This is a genomic window from Methylobacterium sp. Leaf104 (genome assembly GCF_001422885.1).
In the GTDB taxonomy this organism is placed as follows: Bacteria; Pseudomonadota; Alphaproteobacteria; order Rhizobiales; family Beijerinckiaceae; genus Methylobacterium.
This window is the reverse complement of record NZ_LMMZ01000041.1, coordinates 150,243-175,393: the sequence shown is the minus strand read 5'-3', so window position 1 is coordinate 175,393 and position 25,151 is coordinate 150,243. Positions and strand designations below refer to the sequence as shown.

The 25,151-nt window shown below is 69.9% G+C and carries 28 protein-coding genes; 5 read left to right on the top strand and 23 right to left on the bottom strand.

Annotated elements, in window-relative coordinates; genetic code table 11:
• Positions 1 to 38: 38 nt before the first annotated feature.
• From ASF49_RS22660 to ASF49_RS22645, 4 genes are all read right to left on the bottom strand, one after another.
• Entirely contained in the window at positions 39 to 995 is a 957-nt protein-coding gene (locus tag ASF49_RS22660; protein WP_056478142.1) for a hydroxymethylglutaryl-CoA lyase, read from the bottom strand.
• Entirely contained in the window at positions 992 to 2,185 is a 1,194-nt protein-coding gene (locus ASF49_RS22655; RefSeq protein ID WP_056478221.1) for a CaiB/BaiF CoA transferase family protein, read from the bottom strand. Before ASF49_RS22655 ends, ASF49_RS22660 begins: the two co-directional genes overlap by 4 nt.
• A 153-nt stretch (positions 2,186 to 2,338) precedes the next feature.
• A complete protein-coding gene (locus ASF49_RS22650) occupies positions 2,339 to 3,247 on the bottom strand; it encodes a LysR substrate-binding domain-containing protein (protein WP_056478219.1) in 909 nt (302 codons plus the stop codon).
• A 132-nt stretch (positions 3,248 to 3,379) separates the two neighbouring features.
• Positions 3,380 to 3,580, bottom strand: coding sequence for a hypothetical protein (locus ASF49_RS22645; protein ID WP_056478140.1), 201 nt, complete (start codon positions 3,578 to 3,580; stop codon positions 3,380 to 3,382).
• A 224-nt stretch (positions 3,581 to 3,804) separates the two neighbouring features.
• Between ASF49_RS22645 and ASF49_RS22640 the strand changes: the two genes are divergently transcribed.
• Positions 3,805 to 4,353: a thioesterase family protein gene (locus ASF49_RS22640; protein ID WP_056478138.1), complete on the top strand. Its 549-nt coding sequence runs from the start codon at positions 3,805 to 3,807 to the stop codon at positions 4,351 to 4,353.
• A gap of 115 nt (positions 4,354 to 4,468) precedes the next feature.
• On the opposite strand, the gene ASF49_RS22635 is transcribed toward ASF49_RS22640, so the two are convergent.
• From ASF49_RS22635 to ASF49_RS22620, 4 genes are all read right to left on the bottom strand, one after another.
• Complete coding sequence (locus ASF49_RS22635; RefSeq protein WP_056478136.1) at positions 4,469 to 5,248, bottom strand: response regulator transcription factor; 780 nt, start codon at positions 5,246 to 5,248, stop codon at positions 4,469 to 4,471.
• Positions 5,249 to 6,035: 787 nt separating this feature from the next.
• Complete coding sequence (locus tag ASF49_RS24115; RefSeq protein ID WP_056478135.1) at positions 6,036 to 6,293, bottom strand: hypothetical protein; 258 nt, start codon at positions 6,291 to 6,293, stop codon at positions 6,036 to 6,038.
• A gap of 125 nt (positions 6,294 to 6,418) precedes the next feature.
• Positions 6,419 to 7,087, bottom strand: a complete 669-nt coding sequence (locus ASF49_RS22625; protein WP_056478133.1) for a DUF4142 domain-containing protein — start codon at positions 7,085 to 7,087, stop codon at positions 6,419 to 6,421.
• A 254-nt stretch (positions 7,088 to 7,341) separates the two neighbouring features.
• Positions 7,342 to 7,584 (bottom strand): hypothetical protein, encoded by a 243-nt coding sequence (locus tag ASF49_RS22620; RefSeq protein ID WP_056478130.1) that lies wholly within the window; start codon positions 7,582 to 7,584, stop codon positions 7,342 to 7,344.
• 80 nt (positions 7,585 to 7,664) lie between these two features.
• Here ASF49_RS22620 and ASF49_RS22615 point away from each other — a divergent pair, with 80 nt between their 5' ends.
• Both ASF49_RS22615 and ASF49_RS22610 read left to right on the top strand, forming a co-directional pair.
• Positions 7,665 to 7,934 carry a hypothetical protein gene (locus ASF49_RS22615; protein ID WP_244472843.1) on the top strand — a complete coding sequence of 90 codons (270 nt, stop codon included), beginning with the start codon at positions 7,665 to 7,667 and terminating at the stop codon, positions 7,932 to 7,934.
• A 93-nt stretch (positions 7,935 to 8,027) separates the two neighbouring features.
• Positions 8,028 to 9,446 (top strand): phosphatase PAP2 family protein, encoded by a 1,419-nt coding sequence (locus ASF49_RS22610; protein ID WP_056478215.1) that lies wholly within the window; start codon positions 8,028 to 8,030, stop codon positions 9,444 to 9,446.
• 40 nt (positions 9,447 to 9,486) lie between these two features.
• Here ASF49_RS22610 and gcvA read toward each other — a convergent pair whose 3' ends face one another.
• Positions 9,487 to 10,371, bottom strand: a complete 885-nt coding sequence (gene gcvA, locus ASF49_RS22605) for a transcriptional regulator GcvA (RefSeq protein WP_056478128.1) — start codon at positions 10,369 to 10,371, stop codon at positions 9,487 to 9,489.
• A gap of 94 nt (positions 10,372 to 10,465) precedes the next feature.
• Between gcvA and ASF49_RS22600 the strand changes: the two genes are divergently transcribed.
• Positions 10,466 to 11,701 carry an MFS transporter gene (locus ASF49_RS22600; protein ID WP_056478126.1) on the top strand — a complete coding sequence of 412 codons (1,236 nt, stop codon included), beginning with the start codon at positions 10,466 to 10,468 and terminating at the stop codon, positions 11,699 to 11,701.
• Positions 11,702 to 12,168: 467 nt separating this feature from the next.
• Here the strand turns inward: ASF49_RS22600 and ASF49_RS22595 are convergent, their stop codons facing one another.
• From ASF49_RS22595 to ASF49_RS22530, 14 genes are all read right to left on the bottom strand, one after another.
• Complete coding sequence (locus tag ASF49_RS22595; RefSeq protein WP_056478125.1) at positions 12,169 to 12,807, bottom strand: response regulator transcription factor; 639 nt, start codon at positions 12,805 to 12,807, stop codon at positions 12,169 to 12,171.
• Positions 12,804 to 13,316 (bottom strand): hypothetical protein, encoded by a 513-nt coding sequence (locus ASF49_RS22590; RefSeq protein ID WP_056478123.1) that lies wholly within the window; start codon positions 13,314 to 13,316, stop codon positions 12,804 to 12,806. Before ASF49_RS22590 ends, ASF49_RS22595 begins: the two co-directional genes overlap by 4 nt.
• Positions 13,313 to 14,266: a YncE family protein gene (locus ASF49_RS22585; RefSeq protein WP_056478121.1), complete on the bottom strand. Its 954-nt coding sequence runs from the start codon at positions 14,264 to 14,266 to the stop codon at positions 13,313 to 13,315. The genes ASF49_RS22590 and ASF49_RS22585 overlap by 4 nt, the downstream gene beginning before the upstream one ends.
• Complete coding sequence (locus ASF49_RS22580) at positions 14,263 to 14,796, bottom strand: SRPBCC family protein (RefSeq protein ID WP_056478119.1); 534 nt, start codon at positions 14,794 to 14,796, stop codon at positions 14,263 to 14,265. Before ASF49_RS22580 ends, ASF49_RS22585 begins: the two co-directional genes overlap by 4 nt.
• 3 nt (positions 14,797 to 14,799) lie before the next feature.
• Positions 14,800 to 15,789: a vWA domain-containing protein gene (locus ASF49_RS22575; RefSeq protein ID WP_056478117.1), complete on the bottom strand. Its 990-nt coding sequence runs from the start codon at positions 15,787 to 15,789 to the stop codon at positions 14,800 to 14,802.
• Positions 15,786 to 16,430, bottom strand: a complete 645-nt coding sequence (locus ASF49_RS22570) for an MxaK protein (RefSeq protein WP_244472842.1) — start codon at positions 16,428 to 16,430, stop codon at positions 15,786 to 15,788. Before ASF49_RS22570 ends, ASF49_RS22575 begins: the two co-directional genes overlap by 4 nt.
• Entirely contained in the window at positions 16,427 to 17,482 is a 1,056-nt protein-coding gene (locus ASF49_RS22565; RefSeq protein WP_056478115.1) for a vWA domain-containing protein, read from the bottom strand. The genes ASF49_RS22570 and ASF49_RS22565 overlap by 4 nt, the downstream gene beginning before the upstream one ends.
• The gene (locus ASF49_RS22560) at positions 17,479 to 18,405 is read right to left on the bottom strand and encodes a hypothetical protein (protein ID WP_056478113.1); all 927 of its coding nucleotides are present in this window, start codon (positions 18,403 to 18,405) and stop codon (positions 17,479 to 17,481) included. Before ASF49_RS22560 ends, ASF49_RS22565 begins: the two co-directional genes overlap by 4 nt.
• 8 nt (positions 18,406 to 18,413) lie before the next feature.
• The gene (locus ASF49_RS22555; RefSeq protein WP_056478111.1) at positions 18,414 to 19,265 is read right to left on the bottom strand and encodes a DUF58 domain-containing protein; all 852 of its coding nucleotides are present in this window, start codon (positions 19,263 to 19,265) and stop codon (positions 18,414 to 18,416) included.
• Positions 19,265 to 20,296, bottom strand: a complete 1,032-nt coding sequence (locus ASF49_RS22550; protein ID WP_056478211.1) for an AAA family ATPase — start codon at positions 20,294 to 20,296, stop codon at positions 19,265 to 19,267. The genes ASF49_RS22555 and ASF49_RS22550 overlap by 1 nt, the downstream gene beginning before the upstream one ends.
• Before the next feature lie 133 nt (positions 20,297 to 20,429).
• Positions 20,430 to 20,720 (bottom strand): methanol dehydrogenase [cytochrome c] subunit, encoded by a 291-nt coding sequence (locus ASF49_RS22545; protein WP_056478109.1) that lies wholly within the window; start codon positions 20,718 to 20,720, stop codon positions 20,430 to 20,432.
• Positions 20,721 to 20,812: 92 nt separating this feature from the next.
• Complete coding sequence (moxG, locus tag ASF49_RS22540) at positions 20,813 to 21,406, bottom strand: cytochrome c(L), periplasmic (protein ID WP_056478107.1); 594 nt, start codon at positions 21,404 to 21,406, stop codon at positions 20,813 to 20,815.
• Positions 21,407 to 21,519: 113 nt separating this feature from the next.
• Entirely contained in the window at positions 21,520 to 22,383 is an 864-nt protein-coding gene (moxJ, locus tag ASF49_RS22535) for a methanol oxidation system protein MoxJ (protein WP_056478105.1), read from the bottom strand.
• A 198-nt stretch (positions 22,384 to 22,581) separates the two neighbouring features.
• Positions 22,582 to 24,465, bottom strand: coding sequence for a methanol/ethanol family PQQ-dependent dehydrogenase (locus ASF49_RS22530; RefSeq protein WP_056478102.1), 1,884 nt, complete (start codon positions 24,463 to 24,465; stop codon positions 22,582 to 22,584).
• 383 nt (positions 24,466 to 24,848) lie between these two features.
• On the opposite strand from ASF49_RS22530, the gene ASF49_RS22525 reads away from it, so the two are divergent.
• Positions 24,849 to 25,148 (top strand): hypothetical protein, encoded by a 300-nt coding sequence (locus ASF49_RS22525; protein WP_243214745.1) that lies wholly within the window; start codon positions 24,849 to 24,851, stop codon positions 25,146 to 25,148.
• The last annotated feature ends 3 nt before the right edge of the window (positions 25,149 to 25,151 follow it).

Sequence of the window (25,151 nt, the reverse complement as noted above, 5' to 3'; positions counted from 1 at the left end):
TCTCTTGTGTTCGGGCGACCTCGGGCCGGGGCCGAGCGTCAGGCCGCGATCCCGGGCGGCGGCGGGTGGAGCTCGCCGGGGCGGCCGGCCTGGGCCACCTGCCCCGGCACGGGATGGCCGACGAGGGCGGGCAGCCCGCGCGAGAGGGCGATCAGCGCGTCGAGGTCGAGGCTGGTGGGAATGCCCATCTCGTGGGCCATGCTCACGAGGTCCTCGGTGCAGATGTTGCCGGTGGCACCCGGGGCGAAGGGGCAGCCCCCGAGGCCGCCGAGGGCTGCGTCGAAGCGAAGGGCGCCGGCCGCCCGCGCCGCCAGCACGTTGGCGAGGCCGAGGCCGCGGGTGTTGTGGAAATGGAGCGTCAGCGCCTCCGCGGGGACGATCTGGAGGGCGCGGGCCACGAGGGCGCCGACCTGGCACGGATTGGCCATCCCGGTGGTGTCGGCCAGGGTGATGCCCTCGACCCCCAGGGCGCGGTAGCGCTCGACGATGCCGAGGACCCGCTCCGGCGGCTGCGCGCCCTCGAAGGGGCAGCCGAAGGCGGTGGCCACGGTGGCGTTGAGGCGCACCCCGGTGCCTTCGGCCGCCGCGACGATGCGGGCGAAGGCGTCGAGGGAAGCCTCGCGGGTCAGGCCCATATTGGCGCGGTTGTGGGTCTCGCTCGCCGACATCACGAGGTTGAGCTCGTCGGCGCGGGCCGCGAGCGCCCGCTCGGCACCCTTCAGATTCGGCACCAGGGCGACGTAGAGCGTGCCCGGCCGCCGCGTGATCCGCGCCAGCACCTCGGCGGCGTCGCGCAGGGCCGGGACCGCCTTGGGCGAGACGAACGAGGTCGCCTCGATCCGGCTGAAGCCCGCGGCCGAGAGGGCGTCGATCAGCGCGACCTTGTCGGCGGTCGCGACGAAGGCGGGCTCGATCTGCAGGCCGTCGCGGGGCGCGACCTCCTGGACGATCAGGGGCGCCGCGTCGCCCAGGCTCCCGTTCACGGGGGGGCTCATGCCACTGCTCCCGTGTTCCGCAGGGCCGCGATCGCCGCCGCGTCGTAGCCCAGATCCGCCAGCACGGCGTCGGTATGGGCGCCGAGCGCCGGTCCGGACCAGCGCACCTCACCGGGCGTGCCGGAGAGCTTGGGCACGATGCCGGGCATCTTCACCGCGGTGCCGCCGGGCAGCTCGGTCGCCAGGATCATGTCGCGGGCCTGATAGTGCGGGTCGGCGACGATGTCGGCCACCGAGTAGATCCGCCCGGCCGGGACCTGCGCCGCCTCGAGGGCCGCCAGCGCCTCCGCGATGCTGCGCGACCCCGACCACGCCGCGATGGCCGCGTCGAGCCTCGCGGCCTGGGCCGAGCGGCCGTCGTTGCTGCGCAGGGCCGGGTCGTCGGCGAGGTCGGGCCGGCCGATCGCCTGCATCAGGCGCCGGAAGATCGGGTCGCTGTTGCCCGCGATGACGACGTAGCCGCCGTCCTGGGTCGGGTAGGTGTTCGAGGGCGTGATGCCCGGCAGGGCGCCGCCCGTCCGGGTGCGGACCTCGCCGAGGAGGTCGTATTCGGGGACGAGGCTCTCCATGACGTTGAACACGCTCTCCACCAGGGAGACGTCGATGACCTGGCCCTTGCCGCCGGCGGTCTTGACGTGGAGGAGCGACATCAGCGCCCCGATGACGCCGTGCAGGGAGGCCAGGGTGTCGCCGATGCTGACGCCGACGCGGGCCGGCGGGCTGTCCGGGTCGCCGGTGGTGAAGCGCAGGCCGCCCATCGCCTCGCCGATGGCGCCGAAGCCCGGACGGTCGCGGTAGGGTCCGGTCTGGCCGTAGCCGGAGATGCGGACCATGACGAGGTTGGGGTTGAGGGCGGAGAGGTCCGCCCAGCCGAGCCCGAGCTTCTCCAGGCCCCCGGGCCGGAAGTTCTCGATCACCACGTCGGCGCTGGTGGCCAGGGCGCGCACCACATCGGCGCCCTCCGGCGATTTCAGGTCGACGGCGATGGACTTCTTGTTGCGGGACTGGAGGTACCACCAGAGCGAGGTGCCCTCGTGCAGCTTGCGCCACTTGCGCAGGGGATCGCCCTCCCCCGGCGCCTCGACCTTGATCACCTCGGCGCCGAATTCCGCCATCAGGCGGGCGGCGAAGGGGGCGGCGATGAGCTGTCCGAGTTCGAGAACGCGGATTCCGGCGAGCGGTCCGGCCATGAACGATTCCTCCGGCATGAACGATTCCTGCGGGATGTGTCGGCGATGGTCTTCGGCCATCGTCCTGTTGCCCCATCGATACTCGCGAAGGGCGGATGAGGGCCAACCGTCTTTCGGCCATGACCGTTCGCGTCCGGAGAACGGCCGCGGGTTTCAGGCCGCGTCGGCGGTGAGGCTGGCGACGAGGAGACTCGCCGCCGGGGAGAGCGCGCCGGGACGGGTGACGATGCGCAGCTCGCGCTGCGCCCAGGGGTCGGTGAGGGGGATCGCGGCGAGGTCCATGGGCTTTCCGAGGAGGGCGAAGACCCCGAGCGGCACCACGCCGAGTCCCATATCGGCCTGGGCCATGCGCAGGACCGCATCGAAGCCCGGCACGTGGACTCGCAGGCGCAAGGGACGGCCGATGCTCTGGGCCTCGCCGCGCACGCTGGCATAGATCGAGCTCTCGGCGTGGAGCCCGACGAAGTCGTGGTCGAGGGTCTCGCGGAAGGCGAGCGCGGGGCGATCCGCCAGGGGGTGGTCGGGCCGCATGACGACGACGAGGCTGTCGCGGCGGTAGAGCACGCTGTGCAGATCCCGGGCCGGAATGCTCCCCGAGCAGATGCCGAGCTCGGCCAGACCCGCCTCGACGCCGGCCACCACGCCGCCGCTCGGGCGCTCCTCCAGGCTGATCTTGATGGTCTCCTGGCGCGCCAGGAAGGCGCGCAGGTCCTCGGGAAGGAATTGCACGATGGCCGACAGGTTGGCGAACATCCGCACGATGCCCCGGACGCCCTTGGCGTGCTCGGCGAGTTCCACCACGATCTGCTCGACGTCGTGCAGCATGCGCCGGGCGTGATGGAGCAGGGTCTCGCCGGCCGGAGTCATGACCATGCCCCGGGCCTGGCGCGTCATCAGCTGGACGCCCAGGCTCTGCTCCAGCTCGACCAGGCGCTTGCTGACGGCGGATGGGGCGATCGCCGCACGCCGGGCCGCCTGGGTCAGGGTGCCGTCCTCGCACATCGCCACGAACAGGCGCAGCGTCGTCGGATCGAGGCGCCGCAGGAGCGTCGGGGCCAGCATGTCCATCCCTCTCACCGGCCCCGACCGGCGCGCGTCGCGCCGAAGGCCCCGGCGAGCCTACAGCGCCGAAGAGCGCGATGGACCAGCCCGGCGACGGCTTTCGGCCCGGAGCGGCTCCCGAGGGCCGGCCACCTACGGGTTCGGGAGCGCCGGGGCGACCATCACCACCGGCCCGCACGGGGCGCGCGAGGTCAGGACCGCGCTAGCGACGCCCCAGACCACCGGGCCGGCCGGGGCACCGCCGTCGATGGCGAGGGCGGCGCCCGCTCGTGCGGCGAGAGCGAGCGTCGCGAAGAACGCGGCGAGGCTGTGACCAGACCGGCGATGACGCATGGATGCTCCGGAGCGCGATGTTGCGAAACAGCTGTCCAAGGGCCGAGAATAGGCGTCGGCGGAGTGTCCGAGCCCGCCCCGGTTGCGTCGAAGCGGCGCCCACGCGGTGGCGCCCATTGAGCGATCCCGCTTCGACGGGTCGGTTCCCGGCGGTGCCGGAGGCTGGCGTCGGCGCCGGGGTTCTGCCAATCCGGATGTGCCGATAGCCTCGATCCAGGACCCCCATGAACCTCTGGCTGCGTCTCCTCTGGCTCGTCGCGACCGCGTGGCGGCGGCCGCGACTCGCCTTGCCCCTCGGAGTCTCCCGCCTCGGCTTCCGGGTCTGGCCCCACGACCTCGACACGTCGCTGCACATGAACAACGGGCGCTACTGGACCCTGATGGATCTCGGCCGGGCCGATCTCATGCTCGCCTCCGGCCTGTGGCGCTCGGTGCTGCGCCGACGCTGGACCCCGGTGGTGAGCGCTGGCCAGATCCGGTTCCGCCGCGAGCTCCGGCCGTTTCAGGCCTTCGACCTGGAGACCCGGCTGGCGCATTGGGACGAAACCCGCTTCGTCATCGAGCACCGCTTGGTGATCCGGAAGACCGGCACGGTCGCGGCCATCGCCCTGGTGCAGGCGGGGCTCTATGATCGTCGGCGGCGCAGCTACGTACCGATGCGGACCCTGCTCGCGGCGATCGGCATCGCGGCCGAGGCGCAGCCGATGCCCGCCGAGGTCGAGGCCTTCCTCGCCGCGGAGCACGCCTTGCGGGGAACGACCGCATCGGCCTGAATGGCCTCCGCCCGGAGCTCCAGACGCAGCCGCGGCCCTCCAAAAACGGGCTCGAACCTCCGGATGCGCCGGCGATCGGAACCCGGATGCGGGCGAGGCGGTGCCCGGCCCCGCGTCAGGAGGTCTGCGGCGGGGCGGGTGGCTGCGCGGCGCTCGCGGGCTCGGCGGAGGGACGCGCGTGGAACCAGGCCCCGCCGAGCTGGGGCGCCCAGGACACCACGCCATTGGTGTTGACCAGATAGGCGAGCTCGGTGCGGTTCTTGGCCTGGAGCTTCTTCATGATGTTGCGCACATGCACCTTCACCGTGTTGGTGCACATGTTGAGTTCGTAGGCGATCAACTTGTTCGGCTTGCCGATCTGCAGGACGCTGAGCACGGCCGCCTCACGCTCGGTCAACCGGATCGACCCGCGTCCGCGCGCCTCCGCGGCCGGGCGCGTGGGGGGCGTGCAGAGGATACCGGACGGAACGAAGCAGCCGCCCGCCAGCACCAGCGCGATCGCGCTCTGGGCGACCTTCACGGAACTCGTCATCGGGATGAAGCCGCTCAGGCCGCGCCGCATCGCTTCCGTGACCTGGTGGTATTCCTCGATCTCCGACAGCAGGATGACCGGGACGCCGGGGCTGGCCGTGGCGAGCCTATCCAACTCGCCCTCCATCTGCGCGATGCTGCGGTGGGTCGCCGCGATGACGATGGCCGAGGCCGGCGGGCGCTCCTTGGCCACCTTCTGCCAGAGCTCGACGGTGCAGAAGCCCAGGACCTGAGGAGCGCCGGCATTCTTCTGGATCTGGGAGATCAGACTTTCTCTGAATAGGATCCGGGGGTCGATGACGACGACAGTCGACTCTTCACTGCTCGCAACGGAAGCGCCCGGTTCGATTGCGGCGAGTGACATAGCGTGGTCTCCCCCTTGCGATCATTCACGTGGGCCCGACTCGCTGGCGATCCCGAGATTCGAAGACAGCCGACACGATAATTCGCTCAGTTACAACGCTGGCCAATTGATTACAACCCGTTACTTAAGAAGTAAGTTAGGCTTCACTTTTGATAACATCTACGTACTTTTTTGACTGTGGAGGGGCATCGGGTTGCGGGTCTGCGCTCGATCCAAGTTTGAGCACAGACTTCGGATTACGGATCGAGATCTTGTGAACGACCGGTCAAGAACCGGTTCGGTCACCGGGAGGCAAGTTCCAGACCTCGCCACGGACCTGATCGCCGCAATTCGGATCGGACTGGTTTCACGCGACGCTCCATCGCGGGATCAATCAGGGGCGGCGATCGCCACCGATGGCTCGCACGAGGCAGACAGCCCGGAGGTCGCTCCCTCGAGAGCGACACGGATCTGGGGCGTTGCCGCGGCCGGCGAACGGCCGCCTTCCTGGCACGGTGAAGGGTGCGCGATGGACCGTGACGGTGCCGAACGACCGAGTTCGCCTCTCTCCGTCCCGGTGGCTCCGACGGCAGGGTTGTCGATGCGCGGGCGTTCCTGTTCGCCGGATCGAATGGGCGGAGGCAGGACGGGGTGTTCCGCACGGTTCTGGCATACCAGACCCGCGCCAAACGAAGTGGTCTTACCGCGGGGAGCCGGTAGGAAGAGGGACGCTTTCCTCCCAAGGCGAACACCTCACCCGCCCGGCTCCGGCCGCGGCGGGTTTCTTGATGTCCGGTTCCGTGCCGCCTCAGGATTTCGGGCGCGGCCTGTCGGTCTTGGCGGGCCGCGGCCTGACTCGGGCGTACCGGTCCGCGAGTGGCCGAGGACTCGGGCGCCGCAGGCGCATGTCGCCGAAATAGTCGTTCCCGTTCGGGCCGAAGGACCCTCCGGCCACCACGCCCGGCGCGTCGGGCAGGCCCATCAAGGTATCGAGGGGGCCCGCCGACGCCGCGGAAGCGTAGAGCGAGGCGAAGAGGAGTAGGCCGGCCGCCGGTGAGTAGCGCATCGTCGGACTTTAACCGGTCCTGCTGCACGGATCCTTGAGGCGGATCCGGGCTCGTGGGCCTCGGTGGTCTTGAGAGGGGCGCGATCGGTCCTCGTGACGGCCGCCGCGCCCGAATGGTGTCAGCCTCAGCCGGCCCGACCGCCCATCATGCCCTGCATCTTGGTGAGCTGGGAGATGTGAAGCCGGATGAGCGGAATGGCGCCGCGGGCGATGCGGCGGAGCTGAGGATCTTCCCCGGTCTCCGCGTAGGAGCCGTGGATCGCGTAGGCCTCCTGGTGTCCCTGCAGCGAGGCGTTGACGAAGGCGGCGTCATATCGCGGGCCGGGCTGCAGCCCGGACAGCTGCGCCAGGATCTGCGCCTTCTGCTCGTCCGATGTCATGCCGCCGGGCGGGGGCGCGCCGAGGGCGCCCCCCACCGCACCCACCGTCGCCCCGGCCACGCCGCCGGCGACCGCGAGGGGCGCCGCCACGAGACCGCCGATCAGGCCGCCGGGGCCGGGAGGCGTGTCGGCCGCCGCGGCCGCCATGCCACCGGTATAGGGCGCGAGCTTCCGCGAGAGGGTCACCTGCTCGACCACCTCGGCCCGGGAGAACTTCTTCACGCGCGGATTGCTGGTCTTGTCGAAGGCGTCCCGCGCCGTGTTCTCCAGGAACAGGCCGCCTTTGGTCGCCATGTTGAGGTAGACCGGCGTCGGGATGGTGCCGGCCGGCGTCGGCTGCGCGACCGCCGTGCGGGTGACGGCGAGGGCCGCGGTGGCGGTCAGCATGCTGAAGATGAAATCGCGACGATGCATCGGGGTGCTCCAGGCGAAGGGGGTGCACCCGGGCAGCGGCGCGCGGCTTAGGGCACGTCACCGGGAACCCGTATTTCGGAAGCGATGTTCCCGGACTTCCGTCGCTCTGTGAAGCGCCAGTCCCAAGTCTTGTGGAATGCCAGATCTTGTTAGGGACCAAGTCTTGCGAAACGCCGCGGTAAATGCCGGAGAAGCCTCTTCGGCTCCTCCGGTTCCTGTCCAGGCCCGGTGGGGCGGGTGCCCGGCCCCGCGCGTCAGTTCTGTTGCGGTGCCTGCTGGCCGCCGCCCGGCTGCTGATTCTTCTTGTTCGCCTTGCTGTGCCCGACCGCGCAGCCGGCGGCGGCGCCCATCTTCCCATGCCCGGCCATGTGCCCGGCGGCGCCGCCGACGATGGCGCCCTTGATGCAGCCCTTGGCTTCAGCCGTGCCCGCGAGGGCCATGGGGCCGAGAGCGAGGCCGAGACCGAGGCTGACGGTACAGGCGAGACGGGTCTTCATGGATTGATCCTCCGGTTGTCGTGAGCGGCCAACCGGGGCCGGGTGCGGAGGGTTCCGGCCGGGGCGCGGCGCGAAAGGGTGTGGTCAAGGACGGGTTCGCCCATTGCCGGCAACCGTTCGTCCGCCACATGAGGCTCATGGCCAGCGATCTTGAGCATGAACGGCATCGCCGTCCCGAGGAGATATCTCTGCCGACCCTGAACGAGGCCGCCCGGCTTCGTCTCGGCCGCCAGCTGCAAGCCCTCTACGAGCCTGTCATCGACGAGCCCCTCGACCCGCGTCTGGCCGAGTTGATGCTTCAGCTCGACGCGGATCGGGACTCGTCGGCCGGCCCTGGCCGTTCGGCCTGAGCGGTCGACGGCCGCGCGCGCCTGACGCCGCGATGTCACGCAATGGTCCTACTGAACGGCAACGAAGCGACGGCGAGCAGCGGAGGCGATGCCATGGCGAAGACGCTGAGGACCTGGACGACGGCCCTGTGCCTGATGGCGCCCCTTCCCGCCGTCGCGCAGTCGGCCCCGAACCTCACGGCGCTGGGCGGACTCGCACCCGTCAGCATCCTGCGGGGGAGCGAGGCGGGGCGGGCGGCCCTCGACGCCAACTTGGCCGTCACCGGAGCGATTCAGTCCGGGACCACCAAGACGCCACTCCTCCTGCCGCTGGCCGAGCAGCGCCAGCTCGCCCTGCGCGACGCGTTCATCACCGACGGCAATGCGACGGAACTCGCCGACGGCCTCGGCAGCAGGCTCGGCGGCGTGTACCAGGCCAAGGTCCGCTACGCCGTCGACGAGACCTTCACCAACGTGGCGCAGTCCGTCGCCGACCTCCTCGGCTACACCAACAACGTCGCCAAGTCCGACTCGAACGCCGGCAAGTACTTCTTCGCCAACGCCACCACCAACGGCAAGGCGCCGGTCTCGGAGACCGCTGCCAACATCCTGACGGAGCGCGGCGGCACGGTGGACGTGTTCGGCAAGGCCTACGACCGGCCGGCCGGCACGCCGGGAGGCGACCTCTTCGGCAATGCGCGCCCCTTCCAGACCCTGCCGAGCCTGTTCGCCTATCGGGGCACGGATTACTTCGGCCGGCCGTCCCACAGCCTGGACTGGCTTCGAGGCCCACGGCAGAACCTGACCGACAGTCCCTCCTATCCGAGCGGCCACACCACCTACGGCTACACCGAGTCCGTGGTGCTCGCGATCCTGGTGCCGGAGCGCTACCAGCAGATGATCGCGCGCGCGGCCGAGTACGGCACCAACCGCATCATTCTCGGGGCGCACTATGCCATGGACGTGCTGGGCGGACGGGCTGTCGCCCTGCACGCGGTCGCCCATCTCCTCGCCAACGACCCGGCCTATGTCGGTCAGATCCGCCGCAACCCGGCCGTGGTCAACGAGATGAGCCGCTCGACCAACACGGCCGTGGCCGTCACCGATTACCGCGCAGCCCTCGAGGCTGCCCGCACCGACCTGACCACCTTCCTGAAGGCGGAATGCGGCGACACCGTCGCCGCCTGCGCGGGTGCCGATACCGGCCGCTTCCGCGATGCCGCCGCCAACGCGGCCCTCTACGACGCGACCCAGACCTACGGCCTGCCCGTGGTGCATCCCGAGCGGGTGGGGACAGTCGAGGATGTCGGCCGGGTCGCCCCGGAGGCCGGGCACCTGCTCACCGCCGCCTTCCCGGCGCTCAGCCTCGCGGAGGCCAACGCGATCCTGACCGAGACGCAGGGTCCGGGCGGCGGATTCCTGGACGACGGATCGGCCTTCGGCATCTATGCCCGCCTGAATCTCTACGCGGCCGCCGGAAAGGCCGCCGCCCTGTCCGCCACGAAGCCGGCCCCGTCTCCGACCGCCCGCTGAGACGAGCGGTCGGATCCCGCCGGGAGGCAGGCCCCGTACCTCACGGACCAGCCGCCGCGACGAGCCAGGCGCAGAACGCCCGCACGGAGGGATCGTCGGCGCGCGTCTCCGGCACGTAGGTGAAGTAGCTCCGCGCCGGCAGGGACGGACCGGCGAAGGGGCAGGTCAGCCGACCGGCGGCGATGTCGTCGGCGATCAGCCGCTCCGGCCCCATCGCCACGCCGAGACCGTCCAGGGCGGCCTGGAGCGTGAGGTAGAAATGCTCCAGCGTCACCGAAGCCCGCGGCACCAGGCCGGGGACGCCGGCGGCCTCGAGCCATTGCGGCCAGACCTGGGGCAGCGTCGCCGCGTGCAGCAGCGTGTGGTCCCGAATCTGCCCGGCCTCCGTCAGGGGGAGCCGCCGCAGAAGGGCGGGACTACAGACGGGCAGCCGGCGCTCCGACAGGAAGGGCCGCCCGATATGGCCGGGCCGCAGGTCGGGACCGCCCCGGATGGCGACGTCGAAGGGCTCGGCCAGGTTCGCCAGGGGCACGTTCGACGTGGTCAGCCGCACTTCCACGGCAGGGTTGGCGCGCTGGAAGGCGGAGAGCCGAGGGATCAGCCAGCGCAGGGTGAAGGTCGCCAGGGCGTTCACGTGCAGCAGGCGCGGCCGTCCGCGCTCCAGCTGGCGCGTCGTCGCGAGGGCGATTCGGTCGAGGGCGGCGCCGATCTCGGCGAGGTAGCTTGCCCCCGCCTCCGTCAGGACCACGCGCCGGTTGTGGCGCTCGAACAGTGGTTGGCCGAGCCAGGCCTCCAGCGCCTGGACGTGACGGCTCACGGCCCCGTGGGTCACGCGCAACTCCTCGGCGGCCCGGGTGAAGCTGGCATGGCGCCCGGCGGCCTCGAAGGCCTTCAGCGCGTTCAGGGGCGGCAGGCGGCGCAGCACGGGTCAGGTTTCCTCACGCGAGCGTCAGCATAAGGCGTTTGTCAGCCGCGGACGAGCGGGCGATCCTGCGTCGGCAAAACAGGGTCGTTCGCACATGCCGCCCACGCAGGATCCGACCGCGTCCTCAAGCGTCTCCGCCGTCGATGCTCTGCTCCGTCCGGAGGCACGGCGGACCCTGGCCGCCGTCGGCCTCAACCACGCCCTGCACGACGGCTACACGGACCTGATCTACGTGCTCCTGCCGGTCTGGCAGGCGGAGTTCGCCCTCGGCTACGCCGCCCTTGCCCTGCTGCGCAGCCTCTACAACGGCGCGCTCGCCGCCCTGCAGATGCCGGCGGCCAGGCTGGCGGAGCGCTTCGGTGCCCGGACGGTGCTCATCTTGGGGACCCTGATCAGCGCTGGCGGCTACGCGCTGGCCGGCTTCTCCGGAAGCCTGGCCGGCCTCTGCATCGCCCTCACACTCGGCGGCATCGGCAGCAGCACCCAGCATCCCCTGGCCTCCGCGGTGATCGCCCGCGCCTATGGCGGCTCGGCGCGCGGACCGCTCGGCACCTACAACTTCACGGGCGATCTCGGAAAGGCCAGCGTGCCGCCCCTCGTCGGGCTCCTGCTGACGCTGACGGACTGGCGCACGGCGCTCTGGCTGATCGCCGCCCTCGGCGTCGTGGTGGCCATCGGACTCCGGCGCATGCTGCCGCGTGATCCCGCGTCACGGGACGAGGTGCCGGATCGGTCGCGGTGCGCCGCCGGTCCCGATAGTACCGGAAGCGCCGGCTTCCGCCTGCTCGTGACCATCGGCCTTCTCGACAACGCTGCACGCCCGGCCTTCCTGCTCTACCTGCCCTTCCTGCTCCAGGAAAAGGGCGCCGGCCTGACCACGGTGGGCTTCGCCCTCTCGGCCGTCTTCATCGGAGGGGCGCTCGGCAAGGCCGTCTGCGGGCGGTTCGGCGAGCGCTTCGGCGTGACGCGGACCGTGATCCTGACCGAGACCGGCACGGCGCTGGCGATCCTCGCCGTGATCGCGCTCCCGCTGGTGCCCGTTCTGGCGCTCCTGCCGGTGGTCGGCCTCATGTTGAACGGAACCTCCTCGGTGCTCTACGGGACGGTGCCGGAACTCGCGCCGGGCGGCCAGGTCGCGAAGGCCTTCGCGGTCTTCTACACCTGGACCCTGGGCGGCAGCGCCCTCGCGGCCCCCCTGCTCTACGGCCGCCTGGGCGACGCCGCCGGCCCCCGCACCGCGATGCTGGCCGCCGCCGCGACGGCCCTCGCCGTCGTGCCGCTCATGCTCGTCCTGTCGCCCCACCTCGGCGCCGACGCGAAACGTCGCTGAGTGGAACCTGTCCGGCCGTGCATCGCATCGACGAATCCAGGCCGCCCAGTCACGGACCGGGTGGGCTTCGTGCTGGCGAGGGAGGGATTTGAACCCTCGACACGCGAAAGATGATCCATCATCTCGGCGGTTATATTAAAATGAACAAATCCTTATGCGTTGTTTGTTCTTGCTACGTGCTGTCGATTCCAGAGTCCGCGGCGATCATTCGGAAATCGAAGCACATAGCATAGTCTTCGAAAGCATGGTTCCCTTCCCGAGCCGAGCAAGTCCGACGGTTCGGTCTGTGGGTTCGGTGAGGTGAGGTCGAGATACATCGACGAGCACATCTCTCAGCCCAAACGCCGGAAGACATCATCCAAGTCGCGGCTGCCGGAATATGCCGTCCAAGATTGGCGGACGAATGCGATGTGCCAGTCAGTGATATGATAATAGGTCATTCAAGGTATTAAGTATTGGAAAATAAATCAAATCTTTATATACATCGAAAAATTTACCAGTTCGGCAAAACTCCGAGACCCTGATTTTCGTCGAATGGCTGAAATAACGTTTACGACGGTCTTATACTTCATCGACAGTTTTTCGGCGATCGCCTGATAGGAGTTTCCGTCCTTGATGAGCGATAGCACCTGGAGTTCCCGCTCCGAAAGATCCGATGCCGACGACCGTTCGGCGGTCGCGTTTAGCATAGCCACACGGAGGGCGATGTCGTGATCGAGGTAGCTTTTTCCGCGGCGGACTTGGTCGAAGGCCCGGAGGAACTCCGTAGCCGGGGCATCCTTGAGCACATAGCCGATCGCTCCGTTCTCAAGAGCACGCGCGATGATCGTGGGATCATCGTGCATGCTGAACGCGAGGATCCGGGTTCTGCGCTCCAGGGTCCGGATGCGGCGGATCAGGGACAGACCCGTCAAGCCCTGATCGCCGAAGGTGAGATCGGCGACGACCATTCCCGGGCGTTGTCGGTAGAAGGCCCGATAGGCCTCGACGATGGTGGTTGCCTCGTGGATCGTCGTCATGCCGGCATCCTCCATGAGGGTCCGGAATCCTCTCAGGATCACGGGATGGTCGTCCGCGATGAGGATGCTCGCCGCGCCGGATGTCATCGGGCGACATCCGGCGCGGCAGGCTGCGCGGCATATCGTTCGGTGAGGCGTGCGAGGGCCTGCGACCGATCCAGCCCCTGTTGCCGGCTGTTGTAGTAGTGCTGGCACAGCTCGCCGTAGAGCTGCTTGCGATGTGTCGGCGATGCCGCGCCTTCGAGGCCCTCGAGCAGGTCGGTGTAGCTCTCGGGCTCACCGGCCTCGGCCAGCATCTGTCCGAGCTGTACCGTTCGGTTGGCGATCATGCGCGGATCTTCGATGAACGTCTCCTTCGCCCGGGAGAGGCTGTGGCGCAGGTGATCGCTCCGCATGGCGGTGTCCGCCAGGGGCTGTCCCGGTTCGCGCCGAGCAAGCCAAACCGCCGGCTCCATCCCGTCCGTCGGCGATAGCCAGATCGGGGCCTCCGCATCCGACTTCGTTGCCACGACTGCCGTTTCCTGTACGGGTTCGCCGCCATCGCAGGCCCCCAGAACCAGAAGGAGCGCGAGCGCCGGCGTGGTGCGGAGCCTCATCGATCATCCTCGGTCATGATCGCGAGGCTGCGCGGGCCTTCTGGCACAGCGATGCGTGCCGTCTCGCGCAGGCTTGCGAGATCGATGACGGAGACGGAATCCGAGAACCAGTTCGCGACGTAGGCCTGTTGCGCGGTGACAGCGACGCCTTCCGGGTAGCGGCCGACCGGCACGGTCGCGCGCAGGGCCCCGTCGGCCGCACCGAGGACGACGAGGGTACCGGCGCGCTGGTCGGTGACGAAGATCCGGGCGCCGTCCGGACTCACGGCGACCCCGTAGGGCATTCCACCCACCGCGAAAGTAGCGACGACCCGGCGAGCGATCGTGTCGATGACGCTCACGTCGCCGCTGCGCACGTTCGCGATGTAGAGACGGTCCTGGGCGGAGTTCAGCGCCAGGGCGAAGGGCCCCTCACCCACCGGAATGGTGTTCACGCACGCCATGGCCCGGGTGTCGACAACGCTGACCTGCCGGCTCTCCCGGTCGGCCACGTAGAGCGTTCCATCACGGCCCAGGACGAGGCCGGCCGGCTCGCGGCCGACTGCCACCGCCCCCTCGAATGCGCCGGTCCTGGCGGACAAGCGCATCACCCGGTGGCCCGCCCAATCCCCGACAAAGAGATGCACACCGTCGGGAGAAACCGCGATGCCAAAGGGCTGACCGGGCACGGAATAGGTCTGCCGGATCGATCCGCCGGCCCCGTCGACGACCGTGATCCGCCCCGTATCGGGGTGGGTGAGGTAGAGGCTCCCTTCGGGACCGGCCGCGGCTTGGGCGGGGCTGCGTCCGACCGCGAGGGGCGCAGCGCCCGACGTCGCGCCCGGAGCCAACGCGACCAGGGTCCCGGCGCCCTGGCTCGCCACGTAGATGGTCTGCGCTTCGCCGGCGCTGGCGGCGAGACCGGCCAGCGTGGCGAGGACGAAGGACGCCGGGATCCGACCTCCGATCATGGGGCGGCCTTCCCTTCGACCGTCGCCTTCAAGCCCTGCAGACCATCCGCGAAGTAGCGGTTCATGGCGGTGCGCCCGGCCTCGTCGCTGAGATCCTCCGGCGGCTCGTTCCCGGTATCGCCCCGGTAGAACCGCCCGAGCCACTCGACCCTGGAGCCGTCGCCCTCAGGGGACACCGTCAGGGTCGCCGAGTAGGACGAGACCGGCAGTGCCTTCAGGTCGGGGTCGGACAGGCGGTACGAATAGCTCCGCCCGGCGGCGTTCATCTCGTCGAGCCCTTCGTGCAGGGTGCCGCCCGCCTTGAGCGTGACCGTGCGCTGGCCGCCGGACCGGTTGCCGCCGCGGCCCTCGCTCCCGGCGACATCCGGGTGCCAGGACCCGATGCCCGCGAATTCGCCGACCACCTTCCAGACGGCATCGGGTTTGGCGGCGATGACGATGCTCTGGTCGACCTTCTGCGGGGTCGGTCCATGGGCGAGGGCCGTCCCGGAGAGGAGGGTCAGGACGAGGATGGGAACGCGGAGGCGCATCGATCAGGCCTTTTTCCAAGTCGGGATTCCACGCGTGCGGAGCAGGGGTGCGAGGAAGGTTGCGAGCAGGAGCAGCAGCGCGGCCGCGCCGAGAACGGGACGCGGGTCGAAGCGGCCCGGAACCGGACGTGGCGTCGCGGCGGCCATGAGCGCCGCACCGAGCCCGGTCGAGCCATCGAGGGGCGCGTAGGTGAGGCCGGTCTCGCCGGCGAGTGTTCGCAGGTAGGCTTCGCGAACCGAGGACAGGTGCTCGGTGCCGCTGGCGGCGGCGGCTCCGAAGGGCGCGTTGCGCGGGTTGTAGCCCTCGCGGTGCTCGGCATCGGCCGGGGGCGGCCCGAAGCGGTTCTCCTGCTGGACGTCGCCGGCCCCATAGAAGCCGGTCTCGCGTCCCCGGTCGTCGTAGCGTGGGATCGGCGAGAGACTAGGTGCCCCGGCTCCCACGATGAGGCCTCGCACGGCACCAGGCCTGCCGTCGAAGGCCGGTCCACCGCGGCTCGGCAGGGGCGGCGCCTCCTGCCCGTCGGTGATGAACACAAGATCGGTTCCGAGTTCCTCTGCCATGGCGAGGCTGCGGAACAGGCCGGCGGAGATCCGGCTGTCGCCTTCCCAGGCCATGCGCCAGTCAAGGGCCGCCAGCGCCCCGTCGATGGGCGCGAAGCCGGAACACGTCTCGATGGGGGTGAACAGGAGGAAGGGCCGTCGCTCCGTGAAGAGGCCCAGCGCCACCTGCGATCCGCAGGGCAGTCCGGCGACGAGGTCGCGGAGCGCCGCCTTCGCGGTGTCGAGACGGCTCGCAGGCATCCCGTCGGCACCGACATAGTCGCGGACGTTCATGCTGCCCGTGATGTCGACGATCGCCAGGATCGCGACGCCGTGGCGGGCGAACGGAAACGGACGCGCCACGAGGGCCATCGCCACCAGCACGAGAGCTCCGGCGAGGAGGCGCAGGCGTCCGTCCGACAGGTTCCGCAGGACCAATCCGGCCAGGGTCACGGCTCGCCCCGCGGCTGGCCAGGAATGTCGGTCCAGATCTTCTTCGGCTCCGCAGCCAGGGCATTGCCGGACTTGCGCTCGAACTCGGGGAAGTCGCGCAGCAGGCGCGAGGCGACATCGAGGTTGAACTTGGCGTCCCAGAAATCCGGACGGCCCTGGAGCGCCCGCCGGTACTCCTGGCGCGCCAGGGTGATGCGGGGTCCGGCCGGGTCGAGATCGCCGCGCTCCAGATGATCGAAGGCCTGACGCAGGTGGGCGTTGGCCAGGGCGAAACGGGCACGAGCGGCCCGGTCGCGTGCGCCCTGCCCATCCAGAGCCGCGATCAACGGCTCGATCGCCTCCACGGCACCGCGCCGGGCAAGATGTTGAACGCGCGCGAGGAGAAGAGGCGGGGCGGCCCCGACCGGAACCGCGAGGTCCTGGCCCGCCGCGAGAGCCCGAATCGTGGCGTTGTCGCGGGCGATCCGCCAGGCACCATAGGCACAGCCCAGGGCAGCGATGAGAAGCAAGACCGGCAACAGGGCGAGGAGGCACGGCCGGGTCCGCCGCCATACCCCGCTCAAGCCCGTGCGACGCGTCCGCAGGCGGTCGGCGTGCTGGTGTGGCGCTGCGCGCTCGGGCAGATGCATGGCCGTCGTCATGCGGCGCGCCTCGCCGGGGCGGATGCAATGGCCAGGGACTGCGCGGCCGGTAGGCCGCTCCGGCGCAGATCCGCCTCCCCGAGCTTGGCCGCGACGAGGACGACCAGCCCGACCAGGCTGGCGGCGTAGGCGAATCCCGCAAGATCACGGCGCGGGCGCTGCTCGGTATAGGGGATCGGGTCGCGCTCCAGCCGCTCGATCTGGGCGATCGCCTCCGCCACCGCCTCCGCTCCCTCGGCCTCGAAAGCGCGGTAGGGCGTCCGCAGGCTCTTGAAAAACAGGTCGAGGTGACGTTCGGGGGCCGCCTGCGGGGTGTCCTCGCCCGCCGGACGATCGGCGATGGAGGGCGAGCCCTTCGTGCGCAGGAACAGCCAGTACAGGTTCGGATGCAGGCGGGCGAAGGCGGCGCGCAGGGTATCCTGCACGCGCGGATCGATCACGGCCGCTCCGTCCGAGACCAGGAGGAGGGCGCGGGAGGTGGCGGGGCTCGCGGGTCCGAACTGGGACAGGCCCATGGCGAGGCCGCGCGCGATGTTGGTGTAGTCGAGGCCTGGCCTGTCGATGGCCGCGATGGCGGCCCGGACCGCCGCGTGCCGGTCGGTCATGGGGACCACCAGCATGGGTGCCGTCGAGAAGGCCGTGACGGCGAACTGGTCGTGCGCCCGGCTTCCCACGAAGGCGGCGAGCAGCCGGCGGGAGGCGGCGGCCTTCGATTCCTCGATGCCGGAGGGCTGCCGCCCGGCGAAGGTCTCGTTCATGCTGCCCGAGCGGTCGATCAGGATCGAGACCTGGGCCCCGATTCCGGTCCGCGTCAGGGTCTCGCCCCGACGGTAGGGGCCGGCCAGGGCGAGGATCAGACCCGCGATGGCGACGATCCCGGCGCCGCGCACGAGGACACCGATCGCCCGCGACGGGCCGTCGGCCGGGACCGCCGCGATGGCGGCCACGGGGACCCTGCGCTGGGCAGAGGTCAGGAGCGGCAGTAGGGCGAGGGGCAGGAGCCAGAGCAGGGCCGGACGGTCGGCGGAGAGGCGGGCGAGCGCATCGATCATGCGGTGCGCTCCGCGCGGGCGAGGCGCCGTGCGAGGGCGGCGAGGTCGGCCGGGCCGAGCACGCCGAGGCCGGCCTCCGGTCCGGGTCCGAAGAAGGTCCGGCGGGACGCCTCGAAGAACCGGGCGAGATCCGGCCCCTCGTCCGCGTAGACCGGGTGTGTCGTCAGGAAATCACCGAGATCGTCGGCGAGCAGACGGCGTTCCCCCGCCGTGTCCAGGGCGTGGTGGAGTGCCAGCAGCGCGTCGCGGTAATGGAGAACCGGGTCCGGCCGGCGCTCCAGGACGCGGATGCGGCGGGCCGCGCGGCCGAACGGACGGCCGCGCCGGGCCCGGAACGGCCACCAGGTCCGGTCCCGGGCGAGACCCGCCAAGGCCAGGAGGGCGAGGCTGGCGGAGCCGGCGGCGCCGAGGAGCAGGGGCCGCGGATCGCCGGGGCCGACCTGCCCGTCGGGACGCATGTAATCGCGCGGGTCGTCCCGGCGGGGCGGCTGGACCTCCCGCAGGGGCGAGACGTTGAACGACCAGGCCGGCACTTCGGCCTTGACGGTCGTGGCACCGTGATCGCTCTCGCTCACGAAGGTGACGCTGAAGCCCGGGATCTCCAGGGCGCGGGCATCGAGGGCGGCGTAGAAGGTCTGGTAGGTGAGGCCGAGGCGCAGGCGCTGGGCGTCGCCGTGTACCGACGCGGTCGCGTCGAGGTCGCGCAGGTCGAGCCAGTAGGTGAGCGCCCCCGGCTTCGGCAGCGACGCGGCCTGGAGCCGGAATCCCGGCTCGACCACGAGGTCGATTTCGGCTTGGACCAGGTCCCCGAGGAAGTAGCCGAACGGGCGCGGCGTACGGACCTCGACGGAGCGGACCTGGGCCCCGGCCGGGCCGGACAGGACGAGGCCGGCGAGGAGCAAGGCGAGGAAGCGAATGCGCATGATCCGCCTCAGGCGCCGAGGAGGTGGCGACTGACCGCGTCGGGATCGAAGCGGCCGGCGAGGCGGAAGGGCGGGCGGCCATGGGCCGTCGCGAGGCGCCGCAGGGTCGCGATCCGGGCGGCTTCGCGGGCGATCCAGCGCCGGCGCAGGGCGGGTCGCATGAAGACCAGCCGGCGCCCGGCGCCTTCGAGATCGTCGAGTTCGAGGAGGCCCCAGTCCGGCAGGCCCTCCGCCTCGGCGGCGTCGCCGAGAAGCACCGGAACGAGGTCGTGCCGGCCCAAGGCGGCGAAGACCTCGGTGATCAGCGCCTCCGGCCAGCGGAAATCGGAGAGGAGGAACACGATCTTCGGCCGGCCGGCGAGGCGGCGGGTCGCCGCCACCATGCCGGCGGCGCCGTGGCCGGTGCAGGCGGTGCCCGCGAGGCGCCGCGCCACCTCCGCGGCCCGGGCCGGGGCGCGGCTGGGCGCCAGGAACACGTCCTCCCGCAACGCCTCGTCGCATCCGATCAGCCCGAAGGCATCGCCGATCCGGGTGGCCGAGGCGGCGAGGCCGACGCAGAAGGCGGAGGCCAGGGCCATGCGGTCGGCCTCGCCGGCAAAGCGCATGGAGGCGGAAAGGTCGAGGAGCGCCCAGACCTCGAGCGGGGTCCGCGCCTCGAAGCGCCGCACGACGGTGCCCTCGAAGGGGTCGCGCAGGGTCGCGCGCACGTCGATGCGCCGGGCATCCGGCATCCGCAGGAACGGCACCTGATCGCGAAAGGTGCCGAGGCCGCCGGCCTCGCGGCCCCGGTGGGCGCCGGGACGGGTGCCGGGCAGGCGCCCGCGCGGGCGGTAGACGATGTCGGGCGGCGCCGTTTCCATCACGGCGCCGCCACGGTCTCGAACACGGCCCGGCAGAGGTCGGGCATGATGGCAGCCCGGCGCAGTTCGTAGACCGGCTCCAGGAAGACCCGGTGGGCCATGACCTCGGGGAAGACCGCCCGGACGTCCTCCGGCACCATCCAGTCGCGGCCCTCCAGCCAGGCGCGGACGCGGGCGGCGCGGACCAGGAAGGCGACGCCGCGGGGGGAGGCCCCGCCCTGGACCAGGGCCTCCATGTCGAGGCCGGGCAGGCGGATGCCGGCCGCTCCCGGCCGCACCAGCGCTTCCCAGAGCCCGATCACGTAGGCCTCGATCGCCGGGCTCGCCTGGATGCCGTGCTGGATCGCCGCGGCGATGCCCGGGAGGGCGGCATGGTCCAGGACGCCGCCGTCGAGGCCGGCGATCAGCGCGTCGGTGTCGTGGAAGCGCGGATCGAAGATCAGGGCGCGGCGGACCTCGGCATCCCGGGGGGCCTCGAGCCCGATCTCCATGAGGAAGCGGTCCCGGGCGGCCGCCGGGAGTTCGAAGGTCTCCTCGCGCTCCACGCGGTTGCGGTCGGCGAAGACCTGGAGGTTGGGAAACCGGTACTCCCGATTGAAAGCCGTGAGCGTGCGCTCGGCCATCAGGCGCAGGAGCAGCGCGTGGACCTGGGGCCGGGCCCGGTTGATCTCGTTAAAGAAGAAGATCGACAGGTCCTCGGATCGCCGCAGGACCGGACCCGGCTCGACCCGGGGGCGGCCGTCCTCGGCGAGATAGGTGTGGTAGACGAGATCGGTGGGCATCATGTCGACGGTGCCCTCGACGCGGGCATAGGCGCCCCCGACGGCCCGGGCCACGGCGCGCAGCAGCGTCGTCTTGCCGACGCCGACATCGCCCTCGAGCAGCACGTGGCCGCGGGCGAAGAGCGCGATGGTCAGGAGCCGGATCGCGCGGGCCTGTCCGAGCACGGCAGCGCCCACCGTCGCCTCGAAGCGGCCGGCCGCCTCGCGCCAGTCGGTGAGCATCGCGTCGCCGGAGCGGATCTGGTTCATCATGGATGGGCCTTGAGGGGAACGACCGCGACCGAGGCGGGAGCGCCTGGAGGTCGCCCAGCCGGATCGCGGTCGTCTCGAAGGCCGCCCTGGGGGGAGCAGCCGCCGATCTCGCTCGGACGGGCGGGCGGGATCAGTTCGAGGACAGCTTGGTGACGTCGTACTCGAACTTGCCGGTCTTCTTGGCGGCCTCGATGCGCTTCTTGTTGCGCTCCTCCATCGCCTTGATCGATTCGGACTGCTTGTTGAGCTCCTTCGGGTCGTGCTTCGGATCGTACTTCGTGCCCGCGATCTTCTCGGGGAAGCCGGGCTTGGGCTCCCAGCAATTGCCGGCGGCCTTGCACTTGGTGCCGTCATAGGCGAGCGCCGGGACCGCGAGCAGCGCGCCCGCACCGATCGCCAGGGCCGTGATGAATGTCCGCATGGTCGTCTCCTTGTTCGATCGCTTGTTGGGGGATCGTTGTTGCGGCTCTGCGCCGTGGTGGCTCACGGATGGCGCCGTGACTTCCTCGGACGTCACTCCGCCAGCGGAGGACACTGGCCCTTGACGTCCTTGGGGAAGGTCTCGCCCTGCTTGTAGGGCGTGTAGTTCTTCTTCTGCGCGTCGGTGAGCCAGACGGCATCCTGGACCGGACCGGTATAGAGGTGGCGGATCCAGGCGATGACCTGGAGCATCTCGTCGGGGGTCAGGTTCTCGTTGTGCGGGCCCATCATGCCGTTGGCGCCCCCGAAGATCGTGGCGAACAGGCCCGTGTCCTCGGTGTTGGCCGGATAGGTCCAGTAATTGTCGTTGAGCCCCGGCCCGAGCTTGCCCTCGGCGAGGTGGCCGTGACAGCCGGAGCACGAGGTGGCGAAGAGGGATTCGCCGTTGCGCAGGCAGGACTTGTCGTCGATGTAGGCGTTCTTGCCGGTCTGGAAGAAGTCCTTCACCGCCGGGGTGTCGCGGCCGCCCTCCTTGCCTTCGGCGACGTTGAGCTGCTCGCCCGTGACGGTGTTGCGGAAGACGAAGCCGGTCTGGGGGCCGGCGGCGGGCTGCGCCAGGGCCGCGACGCCGCCGAGGACGGCAGCGAAGCCGAGGCAGATGGCCAGGAAGCCGTGGGTATCACGCATGAAATCGACCTGATGGTGCCGGGCGGCTGACCGGCCGGGCGGGGCTGGACCAGCGGCCCGTCCGGGCGCTGGCGATGGGGGCAGATCTCGGCGAGGCCGCGTCGGGCTCCGCCTCAGTTCGTCAGGGGGACGAGGGGCACGCCGTCCTGCTTCAGGATCGCCTCGATCTTCGGCTTCGCCTTGACGATCGCCGCGTCGAGGGCGGCCTTCAGGGCGGCATCGTCCCGCCGCACGCCCATGGACTGGTCGAAGCTCTGCGGCATCTTCCGGCCGTCGCTGCGGGTGGTGTCGTCGGGCACCAGGGTCATGCGCAGGGGCTGGGCCGAGTCCTTCACGTAGCGGGCGACGTCCGGGCCGAAGGCGACCGCCACATCGGCCTTGCCGGTCGCGACCTCGCTGATCATCCGGGCCGGGTCGATCTGCGTGTAGGTGTTGCGGGCCGCGCGGAAGTTCACCAGCGAGTAGAGGTAGGCCATGTCCTCCTCGTAGCGGCCGATATCCTTCAGCATGACCTCGCCGGGCGTGCCGAACCCGACCACCATGTGGTCGACGGTCTTGAGGCGCGGATCGGTCCAGGACTTCACGTCGAGGTCGCGGTCGGCGCGGGTGACGAACACGTAGCCGCTGCGGTAGTACGGCTTCGTCGCGAGCACCCGCTGGTCGTCGCTGTCGAGGCCGACCACCACGTCGCAGAGCTTCTTGTCGAGGCTGTCGCGCACGAGGTAGATCGCCGCCTTGTCCGACCAGACGAACTGCGCCGTGCGGCCCATCGCTTCGGCGACGGCGGCGGCGATGCGGTTCTCCAGGCCGCTGCCATCCTTGAGCGAGAGCGGGGGCTGGTTCGCGGCGCAGACCCGCAGGACCCTGTCGTCGGGCGCGGCTCCCGTGCCGGCTTGTTTCGTGTCGCCTTGCGCGAACGCGGCTCCGCCGAGGGCGAGGAGCGCGGCGACGGACAGGCATCCCTTGGCGAAGGACATGAGGGCGTTTCCGTTGTTCTTTGGTGGTCGGAGTCTTCGGAGAGCCGGGCGGTGGCTCTCCTCCCCCCTGCGGGGAGGCGTCGGAGGTGGAGGCGGCTGCGCGTGCCCCGGTCGGCCGGGGGCCGCCCGGCCACCCCCACCCCTGCCCCCTCCCCGCGAGGGGGAGAGGGACGCCTCCGTGGGTCGAGGTGCCGAGCCTTACTTGGCCGCCGCGGTCTGGTACTCGCCGACGTTCGGATCGTCGTAGGGACCCTTGCCGCCCAGCGAGAACACCATCACGCCGCCGCCCATCTGGGTGTAGTTGGCGAGCTTCTTGAAGGCGCCCACCGCGCCGAGGCCGGCGGTCGGGTCCTGCAGGTCGAAGACCAGGCCGACGCCCGGCCAGCCGCCGACGCCGTAGTAGATCGCCACGTACTGCTCGCCCTTGTGGGTGTAGGTGATCGGGTAGCCGATGGCGCCGGAGGGCATCTTGAACTTCCAGAGCAGGTCGCCGGTGTCCGAGCTGCGCGCCTTGATGTAGCCGTCCAGCGTTCCGTAGAAGACCAGCCCGCCGGCGGTGGCCGTCGTGCCGCCCCAGACCGCGAAGCGCTCCATCTTCTCCCACTGGAACGCGCCCGTGATGGCGTTGTAGCTCTTGATCTGGCCGAGGCCCTCGTAGTTCTGCCGGTCGCCCTTCGGACCCGGATACATGTTCAGCGTCGCGCCGACGAAGAACTGACCCGCGCGGTAGGGCAGCATGAAGGGCTCCCAATCCATGCAGATGTGGTTGATGCCCATGAAGAACGCCTTGCGCTCCGGATCATAGGAATCGTGGCCCTGGTTGTGGTAGCCCATCGCCGAGGGACAGATGTCCTTGCCGAGATGGTCCATCCGGGTGCCGTATTCCGGATCGCGCACCGGCTGGCCGGTCTTCAGGTCGACGGACTTGAAGACGTTGACGGTGTCGTCGATCTTGTTGGCCGAGACCAGCGAGCCGTCCGTGCGGTCGAGCGTGTAGACGATGCCGTTGCGGTCCGGATGGGTCAGGAGCTTGCGGTCCTTGCCGTCCTTGTCCTTCTGGTTCGACAGCATCATCACGTTGACGCCGGCATAGTCCCACTCGTCGTGCGGGGTCTTCTGGTAGCCGAACTTGGCCTCGCCCGTGTCGACGTCGCGGCCGAAGATCGTCATCGTCCACTTGTTGTCGCCCGGACGCATGGTCTCGTTCCAGGGCGCCGGGTTGCCGGTGCCGAAGTAGATCAGGTTGGTGCCGGGATCATAGGCGTACCAGCCCCAGTTCGTGCCGCCGCCGATCTTCCAGGCATCGCCCTCCCAGGTGGAGGTGCCGAGCCCCTTCTGGCCGTAATGGGCGTTGCGGATGTTGAAGTCGTCGGCCAGCAGCAGGTCCTTGTCCGGGCCGGTGGCGTAGGCGCGCCAGACCTGAGCGCCGGTCTTCACGTCGTAGGCGGTGAGGTAGCCGCGCACGCCGAGCTCGGCGCCGGAGGAGCCGATGATGACCTTGTCCTTGACCACGTAGGGCGCGATCGTCAGCGTCGAGCCGACCTTGATGTCGGAGTTCTCGACCTTCCAGACGGTCTCGCCGGTCTCGGCGTTGAGCGCCATGACGTTGCCGTCGAGCAGCGTCTTGAGGATGAGCGCCGGCGTCTTGCCGTCCCCGGGCCAGTAGGCGAGGCCGCGGTTCACGAGATCGCAGCAGGCCACCGCGCGGGCGGCCGGGTTCTGCTTGGGCTTGTCCTGCCAGAGGATCCTGCCCGGATCGTCGAGGCCGAGCGCGAAGGTGTTGTTGGGGAAGGAGGTGTGGACGTACATCTTCCCGTCCACCACCACCGGGGCGCCCTCGTGGCCGTTGAGCAGGCCGGTGGAGAACGTCCAGGACACCTTCAGGTCCTTCACGTTGCTGGTGTTGATCTGCTTGAGCGGGCTGTAATTGTCGGAGTCGTAGTTCTTACCGGGCATCACCCAGTTCGCGTCGTCCTTCGCCATCTCGACGAGCTTGTCGTTCGCGGAGGCGATGCTCGGCAGACCCATCGGCGCCAGGGCGCCGAGCGCCATCACCGAGACCGAAGCCAGAAACCTGTTCATCCCAACGTCTCCTACCCTGATGGCCGCGTCCGTCGACCGTTCGGTCCGGCACGGCCTTTGATTTTGCCGGGTCAGGACGAGCTCCTGTATTGATCCCAGGAACCCGCCGTATCCATAAGAATATCTTGAGATATAGAGCTTCTTATGAATGTTTTATTACTGATCGGCTGGCTATTCATAGAAGCATTTGTCTTTCATGCTGTCTGCGGCCAGTTGGCATTTTTTTATCGGGATCAATCGGCAATCCGTGCGGTGAAATTCGGAATAAAGACGGCCCCGATCTGGCAATGCGCCGAATTTCAGCGCACGAATTGACAGGATCAGCCCAGTGGAAGGATGGTGATACGCATCGGAACGCTTGGGATCCTGGAAAGAGACTTGCGATGATGATCCGTCGTCTGAGTGTGTTGTTGTGGTGTGCTGTCGGCGTGGCCTCGGCGGCCGAGGCCGCGCGCCTGACCCTGGACGATCCGGTGGCGAACTGGTCGCGCACGCCGACGGCGGACCGGGTCGATTTCGCCACCCGGATGGGAAAGGCCTTCTCGAGCCTCTCGCCCCAGCTCGACCGGGAGTACTTCGTCCGCTGCCTCGAAGAGACGGCCAATATCGGCAATCCGCGCGAGACCAAGCTGGAGCAGGCGGTGAAGATCTGCGTCTCTGTCCACCAGAACGCCGACGAGTAGGCG

Bases quoted from the DNA above. Each gene is read 5' to 3' on its own strand.
- ASF49_RS22660 (WP_056478142.1), bottom strand. From the start codon at position 995: ATGAGCCCCCCCGTGAACGGGAGCCTGGGCGACGCGGCGCCCCTGATC.
- ASF49_RS22655 (WP_056478221.1), bottom strand. From the start codon at position 2,185: ATGGCCGGACCGCTCGCCGGAATCCGCGTTCTCGAACTCGGACAGCTC.
- ASF49_RS22650 (WP_056478219.1), bottom strand. From the start codon at position 3,247: ATGCTGGCCCCGACGCTCCTGCGGCGCCTCGATCCGACGACGCTGCGC.
- ASF49_RS22645 (WP_056478140.1), bottom strand. From the start codon at position 3,580: ATGCGTCATCGCCGGTCTGGTCACAGCCTCGCCGCGTTCTTCGCGACG.
- ASF49_RS22640 (WP_056478138.1), top strand. From the start codon at position 3,805: ATGAACCTCTGGCTGCGTCTCCTCTGGCTCGTCGCGACCGCGTGGCGG.
- ASF49_RS22635 (WP_056478136.1), bottom strand. From the start codon at position 5,248: ATGTCACTCGCCGCAATCGAACCGGGCGCTTCCGTTGCGAGCAGTGAA.
- ASF49_RS24115 (WP_056478135.1), bottom strand. From the start codon at position 6,293: ATGCGCTACTCACCGGCGGCCGGCCTACTCCTCTTCGCCTCGCTCTAC.
- ASF49_RS22625 (WP_056478133.1), bottom strand. From the start codon at position 7,087: ATGCATCGTCGCGATTTCATCTTCAGCATGCTGACCGCCACCGCGGCC.
- ASF49_RS22620 (WP_056478130.1), bottom strand. From the start codon at position 7,584: ATGAAGACCCGTCTCGCCTGTACCGTCAGCCTCGGTCTCGGCCTCGCT.
- ASF49_RS22610 (WP_056478215.1), top strand. From the start codon at position 8,028: ATGGCGAAGACGCTGAGGACCTGGACGACGGCCCTGTGCCTGATGGCG.
- ASF49_RS22600 (WP_056478126.1), top strand. From the start codon at position 10,466: ATGCCGCCCACGCAGGATCCGACCGCGTCCTCAAGCGTCTCCGCCGTC.
- ASF49_RS22595 (WP_056478125.1), bottom strand. From the start codon at position 12,807: ATGACATCCGGCGCGGCGAGCATCCTCATCGCGGACGACCATCCCGTG.
- ASF49_RS22590 (WP_056478123.1), bottom strand. From the start codon at position 13,316: ATGAGGCTCCGCACCACGCCGGCGCTCGCGCTCCTTCTGGTTCTGGGG.
- ASF49_RS22585 (WP_056478121.1), bottom strand. From the start codon at position 14,266: ATGATCGGAGGTCGGATCCCGGCGTCCTTCGTCCTCGCCACGCTGGCC.
- ASF49_RS22580 (WP_056478119.1), bottom strand. From the start codon at position 14,796: ATGCGCCTCCGCGTTCCCATCCTCGTCCTGACCCTCCTCTCCGGGACG.
- ASF49_RS22570 (WP_244472842.1), bottom strand. From the start codon at position 16,430: ATGACGACGGCCATGCATCTGCCCGAGCGCGCAGCGCCACACCAGCAC.
- ASF49_RS22565 (WP_056478115.1), bottom strand. From the start codon at position 17,482: ATGATCGATGCGCTCGCCCGCCTCTCCGCCGACCGTCCGGCCCTGCTC.
- ASF49_RS22560 (WP_056478113.1), bottom strand. From the start codon at position 18,405: ATGCGCATTCGCTTCCTCGCCTTGCTCCTCGCCGGCCTCGTCCTGTCC.
- ASF49_RS22555 (WP_056478111.1), bottom strand. From the start codon at position 19,265: ATGGAAACGGCGCCGCCCGACATCGTCTACCGCCCGCGCGGGCGCCTG.
- ASF49_RS22550 (WP_056478211.1), bottom strand. From the start codon at position 20,296: ATGAACCAGATCCGCTCCGGCGACGCGATGCTCACCGACTGGCGCGAG.
- ASF49_RS22545 (WP_056478109.1), bottom strand. From the start codon at position 20,720: ATGCGGACATTCATCACGGCCCTGGCGATCGGTGCGGGCGCGCTGCTC.
- moxG (WP_056478107.1), bottom strand. From the start codon at position 21,406: ATGCGTGATACCCACGGCTTCCTGGCCATCTGCCTCGGCTTCGCTGCC.
- moxJ (WP_056478105.1), bottom strand. From the start codon at position 22,383: ATGTCCTTCGCCAAGGGATGCCTGTCCGTCGCCGCGCTCCTCGCCCTC.
- ASF49_RS22530 (WP_056478102.1), bottom strand. From the start codon at position 24,465: ATGAACAGGTTTCTGGCTTCGGTCTCGGTGATGGCGCTCGGCGCCCTG.
- ASF49_RS22525 (WP_243214745.1), top strand. From the start codon at position 24,849: ATGATGATCCGTCGTCTGAGTGTGTTGTTGTGGTGTGCTGTCGGCGTG.